The sequence below is a fragment of the Actinospineispora acaciae DSM 45401 genome (assembly GCF_000620785.1).
GTDB lineage: Bacteria > Actinomycetota > Actinomycetes > Mycobacteriales > Pseudonocardiaceae > Pseudonocardia > Pseudonocardia acaciae.
On sequence record NZ_JIAI01000036.1, the window covers coordinates 1 to 17,227 of the forward strand.

1 protein-coding gene is annotated in these 17,227 nt (G+C 75.5%); it reads left to right on the forward strand.

The window, feature by feature from the left end; genetic code table 11:
• On the forward strand, window positions 1–17,227 hold a 17,227-nt coding region (locus N912_RS65420), incomplete at both ends, for a preprotein translocase subunit SecA (RefSeq protein ID WP_211261649.1).

The following is a 17,227-nucleotide window of genomic DNA, read 5'->3' on the forward strand; positions in this document are numbered from 1 at the left end:
GTGTCGGTGTCCGCTCACGCCAGCGCCGGCCCCGGCCACGCCTCGGCGTCCGCGTCGTGCTCGGGCGCGGCGAACTGCCGCCACTCCTACTCGGCATCCGCATCGGGATCCGCGGCCTACGACGGGCCGGGGCCGCACGGCTCGGTCGTGCACAACAAGGCCAACGCGACGGCGTCCGGGTCCGGCGGCGGCGGCCAGGGCGGCGGCGGGGTGTCCGTGTCCGCCCAGGCCCACGCCGATGCCAACGGCGCCAACGCCTCGGCTTCCTGCTCCGGCGCGGCCAACTGCTCGGCCACCTACTCCACCAGCTCGCTCTCCGACGCCTGGTTCGACGAACACCACCACGCCCACGCCGACGCCAACTGCTCCGGCGGCGGCTCCGGCGGCAGCTGCGCCACCTCCGCGGTCGCGGTCGCCGACGCAAAGTCGGCATCGGCAAGCGCCTCGTGCGGCGGAACCGGTGCCTGCAGCCACCACTTCACCGCCCACAGCGACACCTCCCTGACCACCGAACACGAGAAGGTGCAAGGAAAGGCCGACTGCGGCTCCTCCGGCGGTGCCGGCGGCGGCGGGTGCACCACCGTCGCCTGGAGCGAACGTGACGACAAGGGCAACGCCCACCTGGCCGTCGGCTGCGACGGGCCGGGCTGCCGCTACAGCGGCGTCGGCGACGCCTACGACAGCACCGGCCACGCCATCGCCAAGGCACACCAGCAGTGCGGCGAGTCCGGCTCGGGCGGCTGCGAGATCTTCGTCAAGGCGAAGGTCGAACAGAACCGCGACCTGCTGGCGGCCGACGCGTTCGGGATGTGCGTCGGGACCCCGGGCTCGAACTGCCAGGGCAGCTACTCGGCCTCCGTCGACCAGGATGCGCCCAGCACCGGCACCTGCCGAGGCAACGGCTCCGGCGCCTGCCACGCCGACGTCGACCTGGAGAGCGCCGGCCACCCGGTCAACGCCCACGGCACCTGCATCGAGGGCATGGCCTGCGACTGGTCGGTCACCACCCACAACCATGTCGCCCAGGACGCGGGCGAGCACAAGCTCGCCGGGAACGGGCACGCCGACTGCTCGGCCACCAACGCCACCGGCAGTGGCTGCCACACCGAGGCCGGGGTCCGCTTCAACGAGCCCAAGCACACGCTCGAGGCGTTCGCCGGCTGCCAGGGCCCCTCGGGGGGATGCAGCTACTACGCGCACACCGAGGCCAAGGACGACGCCGGGAAGAACTACGCCGACTCCCAGCGCACCTGCTCCCGGCAGGGGGCCGGAGGGTGCAACGTCTCCAGCACCGCGTGGGCCTCCTACGACGACAGCAGGCTGCGCGGCCAGGCGTTCGCCACCGGCTCCTGCGAGGGCAGCTACGGCACCCTCTGCGAGGGCGGCAACCACACCCACGTGGACAGCAACCGCGACACGAACAGCGACTGCCGAGGCGAGGGCGCGAGCGTCTGCCACGGCTACGCCGACGCGCACGGGGCCTACTCGGAAGGCTCCGGCAAGCTGCACATCGAGTCGACCACTCCCGACGAGCACCGCGTCAAGGACATCGACAGCGACTTCTCCTCGGACCCGGGCATGTGGGCCAAGGTCGAGGTCAGCCGGGAGACCGGCCCGCAGCGGCCCGGCCGGCTGTTCATCGACACCGTGCGCGACTTCGGGGACACCATCAACCACGCTCCCAAGGCGTTCGTGCAGTTCATCGACGATGTCGGCACGCACTTCGGGAACTGGGGCCAGATGGCGTTCGGCGGCAAGCAGTTCCCGCACCAGATCGACCCCGCCACCGGCGAGCTAGAGACCGAGGAGGCCTACAACCGGCGGGTCTGGCCGCTCAAGGCGCAGCTGGACGCGAGCATCGACCGGCTGGGCGACTTCGGCAAGGACTACTGGTCGCAGCCGCTCAGCACCGTGATGAACGCCGCCTCCATCCCGCTGACCTTCTTCCCGCTCGGCGGCGGGGTCGGCAAGGTCGTCGCCGGGGCGGCCACCAGGGCCGGGGTCAAGGCGGCCTCCGTGGTCGCGGCCGAGTCGGTGGCCAGGGTCAGCGGGCAGGGCGTCGCCAGGGCGGCGGCCGAGGCGGCGGTGAGGGCCGGTACCAGGGCCGGCGCCGAGATGGGTGCACGGACGGGCGGCAAGGCGGGCGCCATTGCCGGCGCCAAGGCGGGCGCCGAGGCGGCCGCCAAGGCCGCCGCGAACGCCCCCGGCGCGAGCGTCAGGTCGATCACGAAGGCCGCCCGCAACGAGGCCAAGGCGGCGGGCATGGCCGCGAGCGCGGGGATCAAGCGCCCGCTGGCCTCCCGGATGGCCGGGCACCTCGCACGGTCTCCGTACACGGTGATGAACGTGCCGTTGATGCCGTACCTCGCGGCCGGGAGGCTGGTGAGCTTCGGCGCGGGCAAGGCGTTCGGGGCGGCGGCGAGGCGTCTCACCGAGGCCGGCTGGTCGCGGTCCGGGGCCGCCGTCGGCTGGGTCGGTAACCGGGCCGCCGGCATCGGGAACCGGAGCCTGCCGGTCAGGGCCGTCAACAGGTGGTCGGCCAAGCGGACCACGACCTCCCCCGCCACCCCGAGCGGAAAGCCGGCCGAGCAGGCCAGGCAGACCGCCCCATCCCACCGGACCGAAGCCGAGCGGCGGGCCGAGGCGAACCGGAAGGCAAGCCAGGAGCGCGCCGCGCTGAACCGGCAGGCCAGCCAGGACCGCAACACCGCCAACCAGAAACGCGCCACCGAAAACCTCAACAGCACCGACAAGCAAGCCACGCTCAACCGACAGACCAGCCAAGACCGCGCCGAGCAGAACCGGGAGGAGAGCGAAAGGCGCGCCAGCGAGAACCGGCGGCAGAGCCAGCAACGCGCCGAGCAGAACCGGCCGGCCAGCCCGCAACAGGCCGCGCAGACGTCCGCGCCCGACGGGCCGAAAGCGGCGGGGTCCTCGGCCTCGCACGGCGCTCCGGCAAGCGGGGCCGGGCAGGGTCGGCCCGGGCCGACGGGGGTTCCGGCCGGCACCGCCGACCCGGCCCACTCTGGTCCGGCCGCCGAGTACACGCCCGGCGACGGGCCGGCACCCACCGCACCGGGCGGCACCACCCCGGCGGGCGGCCCGGCGCCACCCAAGGCCACCGTCCGCGCCGAGGGGACCGGCACTCACACCGGAGCTCACACCGGAAGCGGCTCCGCTACCGACGGCCTCGGCGCAGCCGGCGTCGGCCCGAACCGGAGCGGCGACGGCGGTCACGGGGGCGGTGACGGCCCCAGCGGGGGCGACCCGAGCACGCCAAACACCCCCGGGCGGCCCGCGCCGGCCCCGGGCAACCAGGTCCCACCGGCGCAGCGCCTCGGCGAGGGCCGGGCGGCGTCGCCGGGCGACGGGCCCACCGGCTCCGGACCGGGAACCTCGGCCCAGGACCAGCTCGGCCCGGGATGGACCGCGAGCGGACCCATGACGACCGGCCACGGCCATGCGCCGACGCCGGACAAGATGGCCGGCGGCACGGGGGCGCACGGTCCCCCGGCCTCGGCCTCCCCCGCAACAACCGGACGGGACGGGACACAAGCACCCACGAGCACGGCACATCACCAGGGCGAAGGGAACCGGCCAGACAGACACGCACAGACAGGGAGCTCCACGAACCGCGCCGTCGGCGAGGGCCAGGAAGCTGGCGCCGAGCGGGGCGCGAGGACACCGTCGGACCAGCCGTCCGCCGGCAACGACCGCGACGGATACCGCGGCGGTCTGGGACCCGAGGACGCCTGCGGGGCGTGCGCGCTCGCCCGCGCCAGGGGCGAGAGCCCGCCGGAGCGGGCGCGGCCGGAGGACCAGGACGCCGCGCGGACCCGCGCGCGGGTCGAGGACGAGTTCGGCGCCGGGTTCGAGCCGACCACCCGTGACGGGCTCGACCGGGGCGTAAGCGAGCTGGCGCCGGGCGAGGACATGGTGGCCTGGACCTGGCCGGAGGGCGCGGAACACAACGCCAACGGCCGGTCGCACATGGCGTGGGGGCGCAAGCTGCCCTCGGGCGAGATGGACTGGCCCGACGGCCCGCCCGCGCTGACCCGGTCCGGTGACCGGGTGGCCGTCGCGGTCCGAGGCCGGGACGGAACCGCCGGCAGGGACGCGACGTCACGGCCGGACTTCGAGCACCCGCCGCTGGTCGGCGCCAAGCCCGAGACCACCGCCAAGCCCGAGACCACCGCCAGGGCCGAGGCCACCGCCAGGGCCGAGACATCCGTGGACCCGGCCACCTACCGGCGGGCGGTGGACCGGGCCGCGAAGAGGCTCGACCGGCTGGCCCGCAAGGACTCCGGCCCGGGCGGCGACACGGCGCGGGCCAAGGCCGTCGAGGCGTACCAGAGGTGGGCGCGGCCGGTGCGGGAGGGCAAGCGCACCGCCGACGAGCATCTGGCCGACGAACGCGCCCTGGTGGACGGCCTGGTGGTCGTGGGCAGGGCGTACCAGGTGGCGACCGGCAAGACCCCGTACCGCGAACAGCTCGCCGGCGTCATCGCGCTGGCCCGCGACAAGCACGTCGTGAAGATGAACACCGGCGAGGGCAAGACGCTGGTCGAGGGCATGGCCGGGGCGCTGCGGATGGCCGACCCCCGGGGATCGTCGTGGGAGACGATCGGCGAGCACCTGGTCGAGGAATTCATCAAGACCAACCGGCCGGTCTACGAGCTGCTCGGCAAGTCGATCGGCCGAACCTGGGACGGGCAGCCGGTGCACGAGGCGCGGGCGGCGCACCAGGCCGACTTCACGGTGGGCACCTACGAGGCGTTCCGGTTCGACTTCGCCCACGACAAGCAGAACCCGTGGCACCCGATCACGCGGGGCCGCGACCGGTTCCACCTCATCGACGAGTTCGACCACATCGTCAAGGACGAGCGGAACACCCCGTTCATCGAGTCCGAGCCGATCCCGGGGGCCACCGCCCCGGTCGGCGACATCGCCTGGGCGGACCGGGTGGCCCCGCTGCTGGAGCGCGGCGAGCACTTCCAGCCGGGGCGCGGCTTCGTGCTGACCGAGAAGGGCGTGGCCTTCGTCCGCGACGAGCTGTCCGGCCACCCCGGGTACGCCGGGCTGGCCCGGGACCTGACCAGCCCGGGGAACGCGGCCCTCGCCGGTTGGCTGCGCCAGCGGCTGGCCGCCGACCCGAGGGGTGGCGCGGTCCGGCGGGACGTGCACTACCTCGTCGAGGACGGCGAGATCGTCCCGCTGGCGAACAACGGCCGGCCGGAGTACGGGCGCCGGCTCGAGGACGGGCTGCACGAGACGCTGGAGTACCTGCACTTCGGCGCCGACGGGGTGGGGGCACCGACCCGCCGGACGAACACGGTGTACACCGACGAGTTCCTCGCCGGCCGCCCGCACGCCGGGGCCACCGGCTCGATCGACGCCGTCACCCAGGCCGAGTTCGCCGCCGGCCACGGCAAGCGCACGATGCACATCGAGCCGCACCGCGTGCTGGTCCGGGTGGACAACCGGACCCAACGCTTCGGCACCAGGAAGCTGTCCCGGCAGGCGGCGCTGCGGCGGGGGATGGACTCGCACGACGCCGGGCATCCGGTCGTGTTCATCGCGGACACGGTGGCCGGGGCCAAGGCAATCTCGCGGGAGCTGACCGAGCGGGGGATCAAGCACAACCTGGTCACCGGCGCCAAGAGCGACACGATCTCCGAGGCGGACGCGATCGCGGTGGCCGGCGAGCCCGGCATGGTCACCGTGACCACCAACATCGGCGGCCGGGGCAACAACATCCACGTCGGCGGCGAGGCCGCGGTGATCGCCGAGCGGATCATGCGCCAGCGCTATCCCGGGCTCCAGCCGGACTCCCCGGGCTACCGGGACGCCCGCGCGATCGCCGAGAAGCAGGCCCAGGTGCTGGTCCTGCGCAACCGGTACCGGCTGAAGGTCGACCCCGACGACCACGCCACCCCGGGCGGCGGGCTGCACGTGATCGGTGTCGGCGAGGTCGACCCTCGGCTGGCCATCCAGCGCAACGGGCGCGCCGGCCGGCAGGGCGAACACGGCCAGACCTGGTCGTTCGCCTCCCTGGAAGACGCGATGTTCCAGTCCCCGGCCCGGGCCGTGCACTCCGCGCGCCGCCCCGCCGAGCACCCCGGCACGGGCCCGATCGACGCCACCCCCGGGGTGCGGGAGCTGGTCGAGCTGGCCCACCACGATGCCGCCGCCGCGAGCCGGGCACCCCGGGAGAGCTCGGCGGCGGTCCGGACGCCCGCGCCGGTGCTGCGCGCGGCGGAGGCCGGCGGGCTGCCGGCGGCGGCGAGCAACCGGGACATCGACCAGGCCCAGCTGGCCGCGCTGCGCCTCGGCAAGGACCTGCCCGGGGTGGATGCGCAGGCCCTCGAACGGGCGCGCGCCGACGCCCGGCTGCCGGTGGAGCACACCGCCACCTCGCCGGCGGTCGCGGCGGCCGCCGCCCGGCTGGCCGCGCTGATCCCGGCCAGGTCGGCGTGGGCGTACCAGCACACCCAGCGGGACTTCGCCGCCGCGCTCGCACAGCGCGAAGCCGTGGCCGACGCGCTGCGCGCGTTCGGGCGTGGCGCCGAGGTGCGCGCCCGGCTGGGCATGGACGAGCAGACGTTCGCCGCGACCCTGGCCACCGCGGCGGCCCTGCTCGCCCACCCCGCCGACGCCCGGCGGTCCCCGACCGACCCTCGGCGGCGGCTTCGGCTGGCCGGCCTGACCGAGCGCGAGCTGCGCGCCCTGCTGGACTACCCGCGGGGCCTGCCGACGGAGCGGATCGCGGCCGGGATGGACGCGACGGCCGGACGCGACGTGCGCACCGAGGCCGGCGAGCGCGACCGCATCCTCGCCGACCACCCCGAGAAGCCGTGGTGGCAGGTCCGTGACGAGCTGCGCGCCGTGGAGGACACCGAGCTGCACCCGGCCGAGCGGGACGCACTGTGGCGGCGCGCCGACCGGATCGAGGAGCTCCTCGACCGGCTGCCCGAGCGCCACCGCGACCCCGCCTACCGGGTGCTGGTGCGCGCCGGGATCACCTCCCTCGCCCAGCTGGCCGCGCTGCCGCTCGCCCGGCTCGCCGACCTCGAGCTGCCGGCCACCACCATCCGCGCGCTGCGCACCGCGCTCGCCGGCGCCGAGGTCCCCGCGCGGGGCGACACCGTGAACCGCCACCTGGCCACCGAGCTGGCCGCCACCCCGCGCTGGGGACCCGACCAGCTGCACGCCGCGCTGCGCATCGCCACCGGCCGCCCGCACGACCCGACCGTGCCGGCCACCTACGGACGCATCCACCACCTGCTCGCCGAGGCCGGCATCGACCGGCTCGCCGCGCTCGCCACCCACCTGCCGGCCGAGGACGCCGACCTGCTGGCCCGCGCCCGCGCCGGCCGGCTCACCGACACCGAGCTGGCCACCCTCGCCGCGCACGCCTCGGGCTCGCTGCGCCAGCCGTGGCTGCCCGGCGCCCGTCCCGTCGGCGGCCAGGCCTGGCGGGTGGCGCTGCTCGTGCTCGACGCGCACGTCCGCGCCACCCATTCGACTCCGCCCGCCCGCGACTCCCACCGTGCCCCGGGCCACCGTGTCCCGGCCGGCGCCCTCGCCGTCGCCGCCGCCCTCACCGCCGCCGGGGGTGGGCTGGCCGTCCTCGGCGGCGGCGCGGCGCTGGGTGCCGCCGCGTTCACACTGGTCGGCGCCGCGCTGGCGAGCGCGGCCGTCGCCGGCGTCCACCTGGTCCGCAACCGGGGGCCGCCACCGGCCGCGAATGCCACCACACCCACCGCCTCCGGGCCGTCCAGGCGGTGGACGGACCGGCTCGTCGTCAACGCACCGCTGGTGAAGGCGCCCTCGGCGCTGCGTCCCGAGCTGTTCACGCTCGCCGGCGTGGCCGTGCTCGGCGCACCGCTGGCCCTGCTCGGCGTCCCCTCGGCGGGCCTGGTCGCCGCCGGCGCGGCGCTGGCCGCCGGAATGCCGCTGCTCGCCGCCCTGCTCCGGGCCGCCGTGGCCCGCGCGGGTCGCACCGCGCCCGCCGCGCCGGCAGTCCCGCGCGGGTTCGCCGGCCTGCTGCGCGTCATCGCGCCCGGCCTGCGCACCGCCGCCCTGCTGGCGCTGACCGGCCACGGCCTGCTCACCCCGCTGGTGCTGGTGGCCGGGGCGGCACTGGCCGCCACCGTGATCGTGACCGCCCACCATCGGGCCGGCCCGGCGCGCGAGCGCACCCCGGCGGACCCCGCCGCGCGCCGCGCCGCCCTGGTCACCCTGGCCGGCGCCGCCGTCCTCGGGGTGCCGCTGCTCCTGTTCGGCGTGCCCGGGGCGGACATGGCCGCCGCCGGCGCGGGCCTGGTCGCCCTCGCCTCGGCGGTCGACACCCAGCCCGCCGGCCCGTCCGGGCGGGGGGTCGCCGCCCTGCTCCGCACCGCGCTGCCCGGCCTGGCCATGGCCGCCGGGCTGCTGCTGACCGGCCACGGCCACATCGGCCCGCTGGTCGCCTCGGCACTGCTGGCCGGGTACGTAATCAGCTCGGCTCACGACACCGCCACCGCCACCGCCGAACCGCAACGGGACCGGACGACGACGGCGCCGAAGGCCGAGCGGCCGACGGCCGGTACCGGCACGGCCGGGGTCGTCGTCGCCGGCCTCGGCGGCGGGCTCGCCCTGGTGGACGCCTCGGCGCCGTTCACGCTGGACCCGGGCGCGCTGGTGACCGCCGCCTCGGTCGCCGCGCTCGGGCTGGTCGGCCTGACCGCCCGTGCCCGAGGCCCGCCGCCCGCGTCGACACCCTCGGGCCGCCCCACCCCGACGCCGGCCACCCCCGCCAAGGCGAGGTGGTTCGCCCGCACCGTGGCCGCGGGCGCGATCCTCCTCGGGGTGCTGGCGCCGGCCGTCGCCGGTTCCGTCAACGCCGCGACCGCCGCGACCGCCGCCGGCCAGTCGAGCCCGGTCGCCTCCGCACCGGCGCGTCCGGGCACGGCGGCCGACCGCCACACCGACGCCAGCCCGGTCCTCAGGACGCCGGCCCAGCCCGCCCCCGCGCCGAGGGAGTTCACCGCCGTCGCGCACGACACGGCCGGCCGGGTGGCGGCGGGTCTCGGGATCAGCTTCGCCGAGTTCAACGCCGCCAACGGCAACCGGTTCACCGGCCCCGACCAGCACATCGCCGGGCAGTCGGTGTCCGCGCCGGCGAACTGGTCCGGGGTGTGGGCCACCCAGCCGGGCGACTCGCTGTGGCGGATCTTCTGGCAGCGGTTCCACGATCTCGCCGCGTACCAGCAGGCCTACGACGCCACCCCGAACCCGAACCTGATCCGCCCCGGCGAGCCGCACCGGGTCCAGGACGCTCCCCCGACCCAGCCGAACCAACCCGAGCAGCCGGGCCAACCGAACCAACCCGGCCAACCGAACCAGCCCGGCCAGCCGAGCCAAACCGCCCAACCCGGAACCACGACCGTGGCCCCACCCGCCGCGACGACCGAGAACCCGACGACGACGCCGGTGCGGACCACACCGGCCGACACCTGGCTGCTGCCCTCACTGGTGCTGCTGGGCGCGGCCGGCGTGCTGGTGGCGGCGGTCTGGCTGGTCCGGCGCCACGGGTTCAAGGGCCTCGCCGCCGCCGTGATGACACCGGTGCACCGGCTCGCCCGGCTGACCGGCCTGGACCTGCCGGCGAGCCCAGGCACCCGACGGACCTCCCGGGCGCTCGGCGCCGCGCTGGCCGGCGCGGGCGTCGCGCAGGTACTGGGCCAGTCTGGGCTCGGAATGGGCCTAGGGCTGCTCACGGGCGCGGCGCTGGCGCTCGCCCGAGGGATCTGGACCCCGAAGCAGGCCAGGGCACCCACCACCCCGACCACACCGAACCAGGGCCCGCTGCGCCGCGCGACCGGCCTGGTGTGGCCGGCCGCGGCCCTGGCCGCCGGCCTGGCGCTGGGCTGGCTCGCCCCGGCGCTGCCCGCGCTGGCCGGTTCGCTCGGCCTGACCGGGCTGTCCTGGCCGGCCGCGGCCAAGGTGCTCTCGGTCGGGGTGACCGGCGTGGCGGTGTACCGCTACGTGCTGCGCCGGCAGCTGGTGAACCAGAAGAGCGGTATCCAGAACGCCCCGAGACGCGACGCCCGGCGCTCGGCGTGGCTGGCGATGGCGCTGACCGGCGCGTTCCGGCTGGTCCAGGAGCTGTACCGGATGCCGCGGGTGGAATGGCTGCTCGGGACGATCTCGGTCGGCGCGGTGGCGGCCGCGCTGTTCAGCGCCTGGGTGCAGAAGAAGGACATCGGGCTGACCAGGGTGCTCAAGACCGGCCTCACCGTCGGGACCGCCCTGCTCTCCGCCGGGCTGACCCTGCTGCTGACCGGCTCCGGGGTGCTCAGCTGGGTTGGGAGCTGGTGGAGCGTGCCGCTGATCGCGGCGCTGGCGGTGGCGGCGAACACGCCGCTGGTCGACTACCTGGTCGCCAAGCTGGGCCGGAAGGTGGCCCAGCGGGAGAAGGGCCGTGAGCACCGGCTGGGCTCGATGGCCTGGTTGAAGTCGCTGACCAAGCGGCTGAAATGGGGTCGGCTGTGGCTGGACGCGGAGAGCATGTCCGGCATCGACAACCGGATGCTGATCTGGAAGTCGCTGGACCCGGTGCTCGCCACGTTCTTCACCTGGATCCTGGCCCTGCCCTGGTTCGAGACCGAGAACCCGCTGACCATCGCGGTGCGCGCCGGCGTGGTCGCCGCGCTGGTGTGGACGACCAGCCGGGTCCGGGACTGGGCCGAGCACCGGCAGGGCTTCGACGGCTACTCCTCGAACCGCCCGAGGCGGTCGCCCCGACGGGTCAACCCGGTGAACGGGCCCCGGCTGTGGCAGACGACGCGCGGCTTCCGCACCGCCCTGCTCGACGTGCTCGGCCACGCCCACCTGCCCGCCCACCCGGCGGTGCGCGACCGGCACGGGCTGCCCAGGCTGACCGGCCCGAGCGGGGACAACCTGGCCGAGGCGGTGGCCCGCTACCTCTCCGACGTCCTGCGGGCCCCGATCCCCGAGTCGCGGGAGTGGTTCACCGAAGCCATGGAGTCCCTCCCCGAGGAGGAGGCCACGAAGGAGCTCCGGCACCTGTGGCGCGAGTACCGGAAGGAGGCCGCGAAACGCCGCGACAGCCACCTCGTCGAGCAAGCGGTGGCGATCCAGGTGCTGGCCGAGGACCGGCACGGCGAGCTGGCCGCCGCGCTGGCCGCCCGGGGACGGCGCCACGAGGCGGCGATGCTCCGCTTCGCCGGCGACGTCCTGGGCCGGCTGGCCAGCGCCACCGGGGACCTGGCCGAGGGCGCGCGGCTGCCCGGGGAGCGATGGACAGACACCCTGCAACGGGTACTCACCGACCGCAAGGACGATCGGGTGGCGTTCCTGGAGGGCCCCACCCGGCAGCTGCTGCGCGGGATGGTGCGGTACTACGCCCACCACGACAAGCACAACCCGATCCTGGCGACGGCGATGGCCGAGCAGCGGGTGCTGAACATCAGGGTCATGCACCACCGGTCACAAAAGATCAACACCGACCCGCACAGCGCCGCCACCGACCTGTTCAGCCAACGGCTGCGCAGCGCGGGCCAGAGCGGTCACACCGAGCTGGCCGCCGTGACGCGGCTGCTGGAGGCTGCCGGGGAGCTGACCGGCGAGGTCGCCCTGTCCAGCGGCGGGCGCGCCGAACAGCGGGCGGCCTGGGACCGGGCGACCGACAAGACGGTGGCGAACGCCCCGTCGCGGCGGCCGACGCCGCTGGATGCGCTGCTGCTCGTGGCGGGACGGGACCGGCCGGTCACCGCCGATGGGCTGCGCGCCCAGTTCGGCGGCACCGAGGACTGGTGGATCGCCGTCCTGGCGGGCTGGGCGCGGCTGGGCGCGCTGGCCGAACACCCGACCAGCCAGGGTGTCTACCTGGTCGACGACGAGCTGAGGGGGTTGTGGCGGGCCGCCGGGCCGAGGCTGCGCCGGGCGGTGCGCGCCGACCCGACCCCGCTGCCCGGCGGCGCGCCGGTCACCGCCCTGACCGGGCCGGCGCTCGACCCGGCCTCGGCCGAAGCGGCCGCCGGTTACCAGGCCCTACGTGACGTGCTGCGCGAGGGCGCACGGGTGCGCCGGCACTGGCGCGACGGCTGGATCGACGACGCCCTGCGCGTGGCCCAGCGGCTCGACGGCCTGCTCCACCAGTCGCGCCACCCCGACGGCCGGGCCGACCGGCTACCCGAACCCGGCGCACCCGGGGCGCCGCGCCGCGCCGGGCGCTGGATCGCCGCCGAATGGCACGCCGAACGCGCCCGCTACCGCGTCCCCGCCCACCAGCGCCGGATGCTGCGCCCGCTGGTGCGCGCCGTCCGCACCGCCGAACGCGCCTACCAGCGCCGGCTGCTGCACCCCGAGCCCACCACCGACTGGCTCGACGACCTGGTCACGGCCCGCGTCGCGCTCAACGAGGCGCACATCGCCCTCGCCGAAGCCGTCGCCGCCGCGAACACCGCCATGGACGAGGTCGACACCCACGACTTCCTCCGCGACAAGACCCTGCGCCCGATCAAGCGGCTGCCCAACGCCCCCGGCGCCGACCCCGCCCCGCTGACCGCCGCCGAACGCCTCACCCGGCTCACCGCCGAGCTCAAGGCCGCCCGCCTCCAGCTGCGCCGCCACCCCACGAACCTCGGTGACACCGAGGGCAGGCGCAACGCCATCCGGGCCGCGCAACGGGCGCTGGCCCAACACGAGCTGCTCGACCAGTACGGCTGGCAGGCGAAGCTGTACCGAACCTACGGCGGCTGGCACGCGATGGACGGCGCCCGCAAGGCCGCCGACCGGCTCCGCGCCCGCGAACCGGAGAAGCTCGCCACCGGCGACGACGCCCGACCCGTCCCGACCCTCGGCGTCACCCCGACCGGAACGGTCATCCCCGATCCCCCCGCCCCGGGGACCGACCCCAAGGACGCCGCCGGCGACGCCAACCTGATCGCCCCCGGCGCCGCCGCGGTCACCCGCCGAGGCCTCGGCAGCGAGGTCAACCAGGACGCGGCCGGCGTCGCGGTCACCGCCGAGGGCACCTTCCTGGTCCTCGCCGACGGCCTTGGCAACGCCGCGAGCTCGCACCTCGCCTCCCACGCCGCCGCCACCGCCGCACTGAACAAGCTGGCCGCCACGCCGGGTCTGGCCGGCGAAGACGCCATCGCCGCCGCCTACCAGGCCGCCGTGGACCGGCTCGTCGCGGACGCCGACTGGCCGGCGATGGCCGCCACCGGCCAACGCGGCGCCACCACCTTCATCGCCGCCCACCACTCCCCCGCCCAACCCGGCCTGATCCACCTCGGCTGGGTCGGCGACAGCCGCGCCTACTGGCTGCCCGCTCCCGGCACCGGCCTGCCCGGCCAGCTGCTCACCTCCGACCACCTGCGCGCCGCACGAGGCCTCGAGGGCGGCGTCCTCACCCGCTTCCTGGCGCCCGACCACCACAGCGAACTCGACACCGCCGTGTTCCAGGCCCCCGGCCCCGGCCTGCTGGTACTCACCACCGACGGCCTGTCCGACCACCTGCCCGAACCGGTCCAACTGGCCGCCGCCCTCACCGCCGAGGCCTACCGCAACCCCGCGCTGGCCACCGCCCAGCTCACCATCGCCGCCCACCTCGCCGCCGACTTCAGCGTGGCCGTCCACGTCGTCGACCCCGGTACCGGCCAGGGCGGTGGCGCGGTGGCCGAGCGCCCACTGACCGACCCCGAACGCGACCAGACAGCCGCCGCACTGCGCGCCGCCCCACCCGAGGCCATGACACCAGCCGAAGAATGGCCCACACCACTCCCCAGAGGACCACCCGGACTCGTCCACATCTGGAACGACGAGTTCCCCGTACCCGGCGTCATCGCCTTCGCCCTAGACCACCACGTCTACATCACCCACACCACCGCCGAAAAGATCGCCGCCCGCTACGCCATCGACCCCCACGGCACCCAACAGTGGTGGAAACACCTACTCGACCACGAACAGCAGTTCCACCTCGGCGAAAACCCCGAACACACCGGCCCCCGCCACGACACCCACGCCGCCCCCATCGCCACCACATGGCTCACCTGGCCGGAGGCCGGCGGTCGGCACCCCGGCGCGGCGGGGCTGCGCAAGCCGCACGGCAGCGAGACAGGACGGTCGCTCGGTCACCTGTTGACCGGTGACGAGATGCGCTGGAACGCCCGCCAGGAGCTGGCCCGCGGCCTGCAGCGGCGGCTCGAGCGGACCCTGCCGCCGACACCCCCCTCGGCGGAGCTCGAGTTCCTGCGCAAGATGGTGCTGGCCACCATCGAGCTGTTGGTCGGCCGGTCGATGGACCAGCGATGGCCCGGCATCAACAAGGTGCGGCTGGGCCGGCCCGCCGACGTGGCCATGGGGCCGTTGGTCGACCCTCTGCTGGGCAAGGCCGCCGAGGCCGGGTACGCCGAGCGCGAGGTGGTCGAGGTCTTCGCCCGCGACGAGCTCGGGGTCCTGCACGCGGTGGTGGCGGGGGTGCTGGCGCCGGCGGCCGGGTTCACCGTCGACCAGGCGCACGTGCTCGCGGTGCTGGCCGAGCGCCTGGTCGACGGCCCGGACCGCCCTGGCGATTCGTGGCGGCCCCGGCCCGGCTGGCTGACCGCCCGCGCCGAGGCCGAGCTGCGCGAGCTGACGGCGCGCAACCCGGCGGCGCGCAACCTGCTGGTGTGGGACTACCAACGGGTTCAGGACGAGATCCGGGAGCGGTTCGCCGAGCTGCCGGGCTGGCGGGCGCTGGCGCTGCGCTACGCCGAGGAGTTCCACGACGCCGCCATCGAACACGGCCGGCTGGTCGCGGTCTCCGACTCCGAGCTGCGCGCCGGGTACGACGACGCGCTGGCCGGGTTGCGCCAGCTGGTGGCCGGCGACCGTTCGCTCACCGATGGCGAGCGCAAGACGCTGCTCAAGGCGCTGCGGCGGACCGAGCGTAACGAGGACGGCCCGCGCCGCTGGGAGATCGAGGTCGAGCTGCGCTACCTGCGCGCCGCCAGCGAGCGGGCCGGGGCGTGGCCGACCGACACCGAACTGGTCGACCTCGCGATCCGCAACGTCACCTGGGGCAGCCATACCGACCCGGCAGGGCTGGCGCGGCTCCGCGAGCTGGCCACCCACGCCCTGATCGGCACCGCGGCGGCGGAGCTGAGCCCGCTGTTGCGCCCGGAGTCGCCCTACGGCGGCGCTCGGCGGCTGGTCCGCGTCGAGATCCCCGCCGACCGCCAGCCGTCCGCGCCGCCGGCACCGTCCGGGGGCGCCGACTGGGCGGCCATCCGGGCCCGGCGCACGGACCCGTTCGGCTACCCCCGCATCCCCCTCGGCTCACCGTTCGACGCCGACTGGGCCGGCGAGCTGGACAACGCGGGCGAGCTGGACCGGGACACCGCGGACCGATGGATCCAGACGCTCACCCGGGAGGTGTTCACCCCGGCCGGGTTCGACGGGCACTACCGCACGCTGCGCCGCTACGTCGACCACACCATCGACCTGCTGCGCGACCAGAGCCGGGTCGGGCCCTGGTTCCCGCCGGTACGGTTCCACCTGCTGACGAAGCCGGTCGCGGACCCGCTGGGACGCGAGGCGGACGCGCTGGCCCGCATCGAGGGCGACACGCTGGTGGTCTACGCCGGCGACCCGTACGGGGCGCTGCACGTACTCACCGAGGCGCTGTTCGCCCCCAAGGACGGCTTCACCGGCGAGCAACGCTGGATGATCGCCGAACTCGCCGAACGCGCGGCCGGCCCGTTCACGAGCGACTCCACGAGTTTCCACACCCGTGGCTGGCTGTCGGAGCGGGTGCTGAGCGAGCTGGAGACACGCGACTGGGACGACGCGTGGCGGCTCATCGGCGCCCACCGGGCCGAGCGTGACCGTGTCGTCGCCGTGTTCGCCAACCGGCCGGACTGGGCACGGCTGGTCGCCTACCACTTCGACCAGCGGTACCTGGCCGCGCTGGCGCTGCTCCCGAGGCCGCCGGTGACCGCGGACGCGGTCGAGTCGGCGTTCAAGCGCGCCAAGGCCGAGCTCGACGCGATCATCAAAGAGATGCCGTTCTCCCGAGAGGACCGCCGCAAGGTACAGCGCGAGCTGAAGGGGACCCTGAACATCTACTGGGGCGGCCGCAGCCCGGGTCCGAAGGACCTGCACCGCCACGTTTCCCGCGTGGCCGAGCAACTTGCGGCGGCGGCCGCCCTGGCCGAGAGCCCGCTGCCGCTGTCCGAGCTGGTCGAGCTGGCCACCCGACTGATGTACTGGTCCAGCGCCACCGAGCCCTACCCGCACGGATGGCGCTCCTCCGAGGGCCCCTCCAGGCCCCCCGCCGACGTCGGTGACCCGGTGCGCGCCGCCGTCGGCGCCGCGTTGGCCGAACGGCTGCCCCAGCCCCTGCGGGACGCGCTCGAACTGGACAGCCGCCATCCGCACGAGGTTCACAAGCACCTGAGCAAGCAGTACAAACGACTCTTCGACCGGCTGGCCAACCTGCCGCGCCCGGACCAGGACTCCGGCGACGGCCACGGGTCCGGCGGTCCGTTGGCCGGTATGCCGATGGACGACGCCCAGGTGAACGCCTTCGCCGAGGTCCTGACCGAGGCGGCGGCGCGGGGCGCGCTCCAGGACCGTCGAGGGCTGCCGTACCAGGCGCGCGGCCCACCGGTGGCGCTGCTCGACCCGACGGACGTCCGAGGGCCGCTGGCCGAGCGCGGGCTGGGCGGGCTGGAGCACGAGCTGGTCGCGTTCGGGTGGCGGCACCCGGTGCACGCGCCCCACGGCGTGATCGTCATGTTCACCCACACCTGGGCCGAGCTGCGCGGGCTGACCGAGACCGGCGATCTCGACACCTCCTGGTGGCGGCGGCTGGCCGACCACGAGACCGGCTTCCACCTGCACGGGCACACCACCATGGACGGGCTCGACCACGACGAGCACGCCGCCGACCTGCTGCGCGAGCTCCGCGCGGCCCGGAGGTCGGAGCTGAGCGGTCCCGAGCGGAAGGCGTGGCCACACAAAGCGCACAGCGGGGCGGTCATCCGAGACCGGTGGCGTACCGGTGAGCAGGACCGGTTCGAGCGGGTGCTGCCCGCGCTGGAACAACACGCCGCCACCCCCCGGCGCGACCTGGCCGCGCTCCGGGCCCCACCGATCATGGAAGTCCCCCTGACCGACGAGGTGCTCGAACTGCTCGACGGCGCCGGCCTCACCGACCTGCCGGACCGGCTGG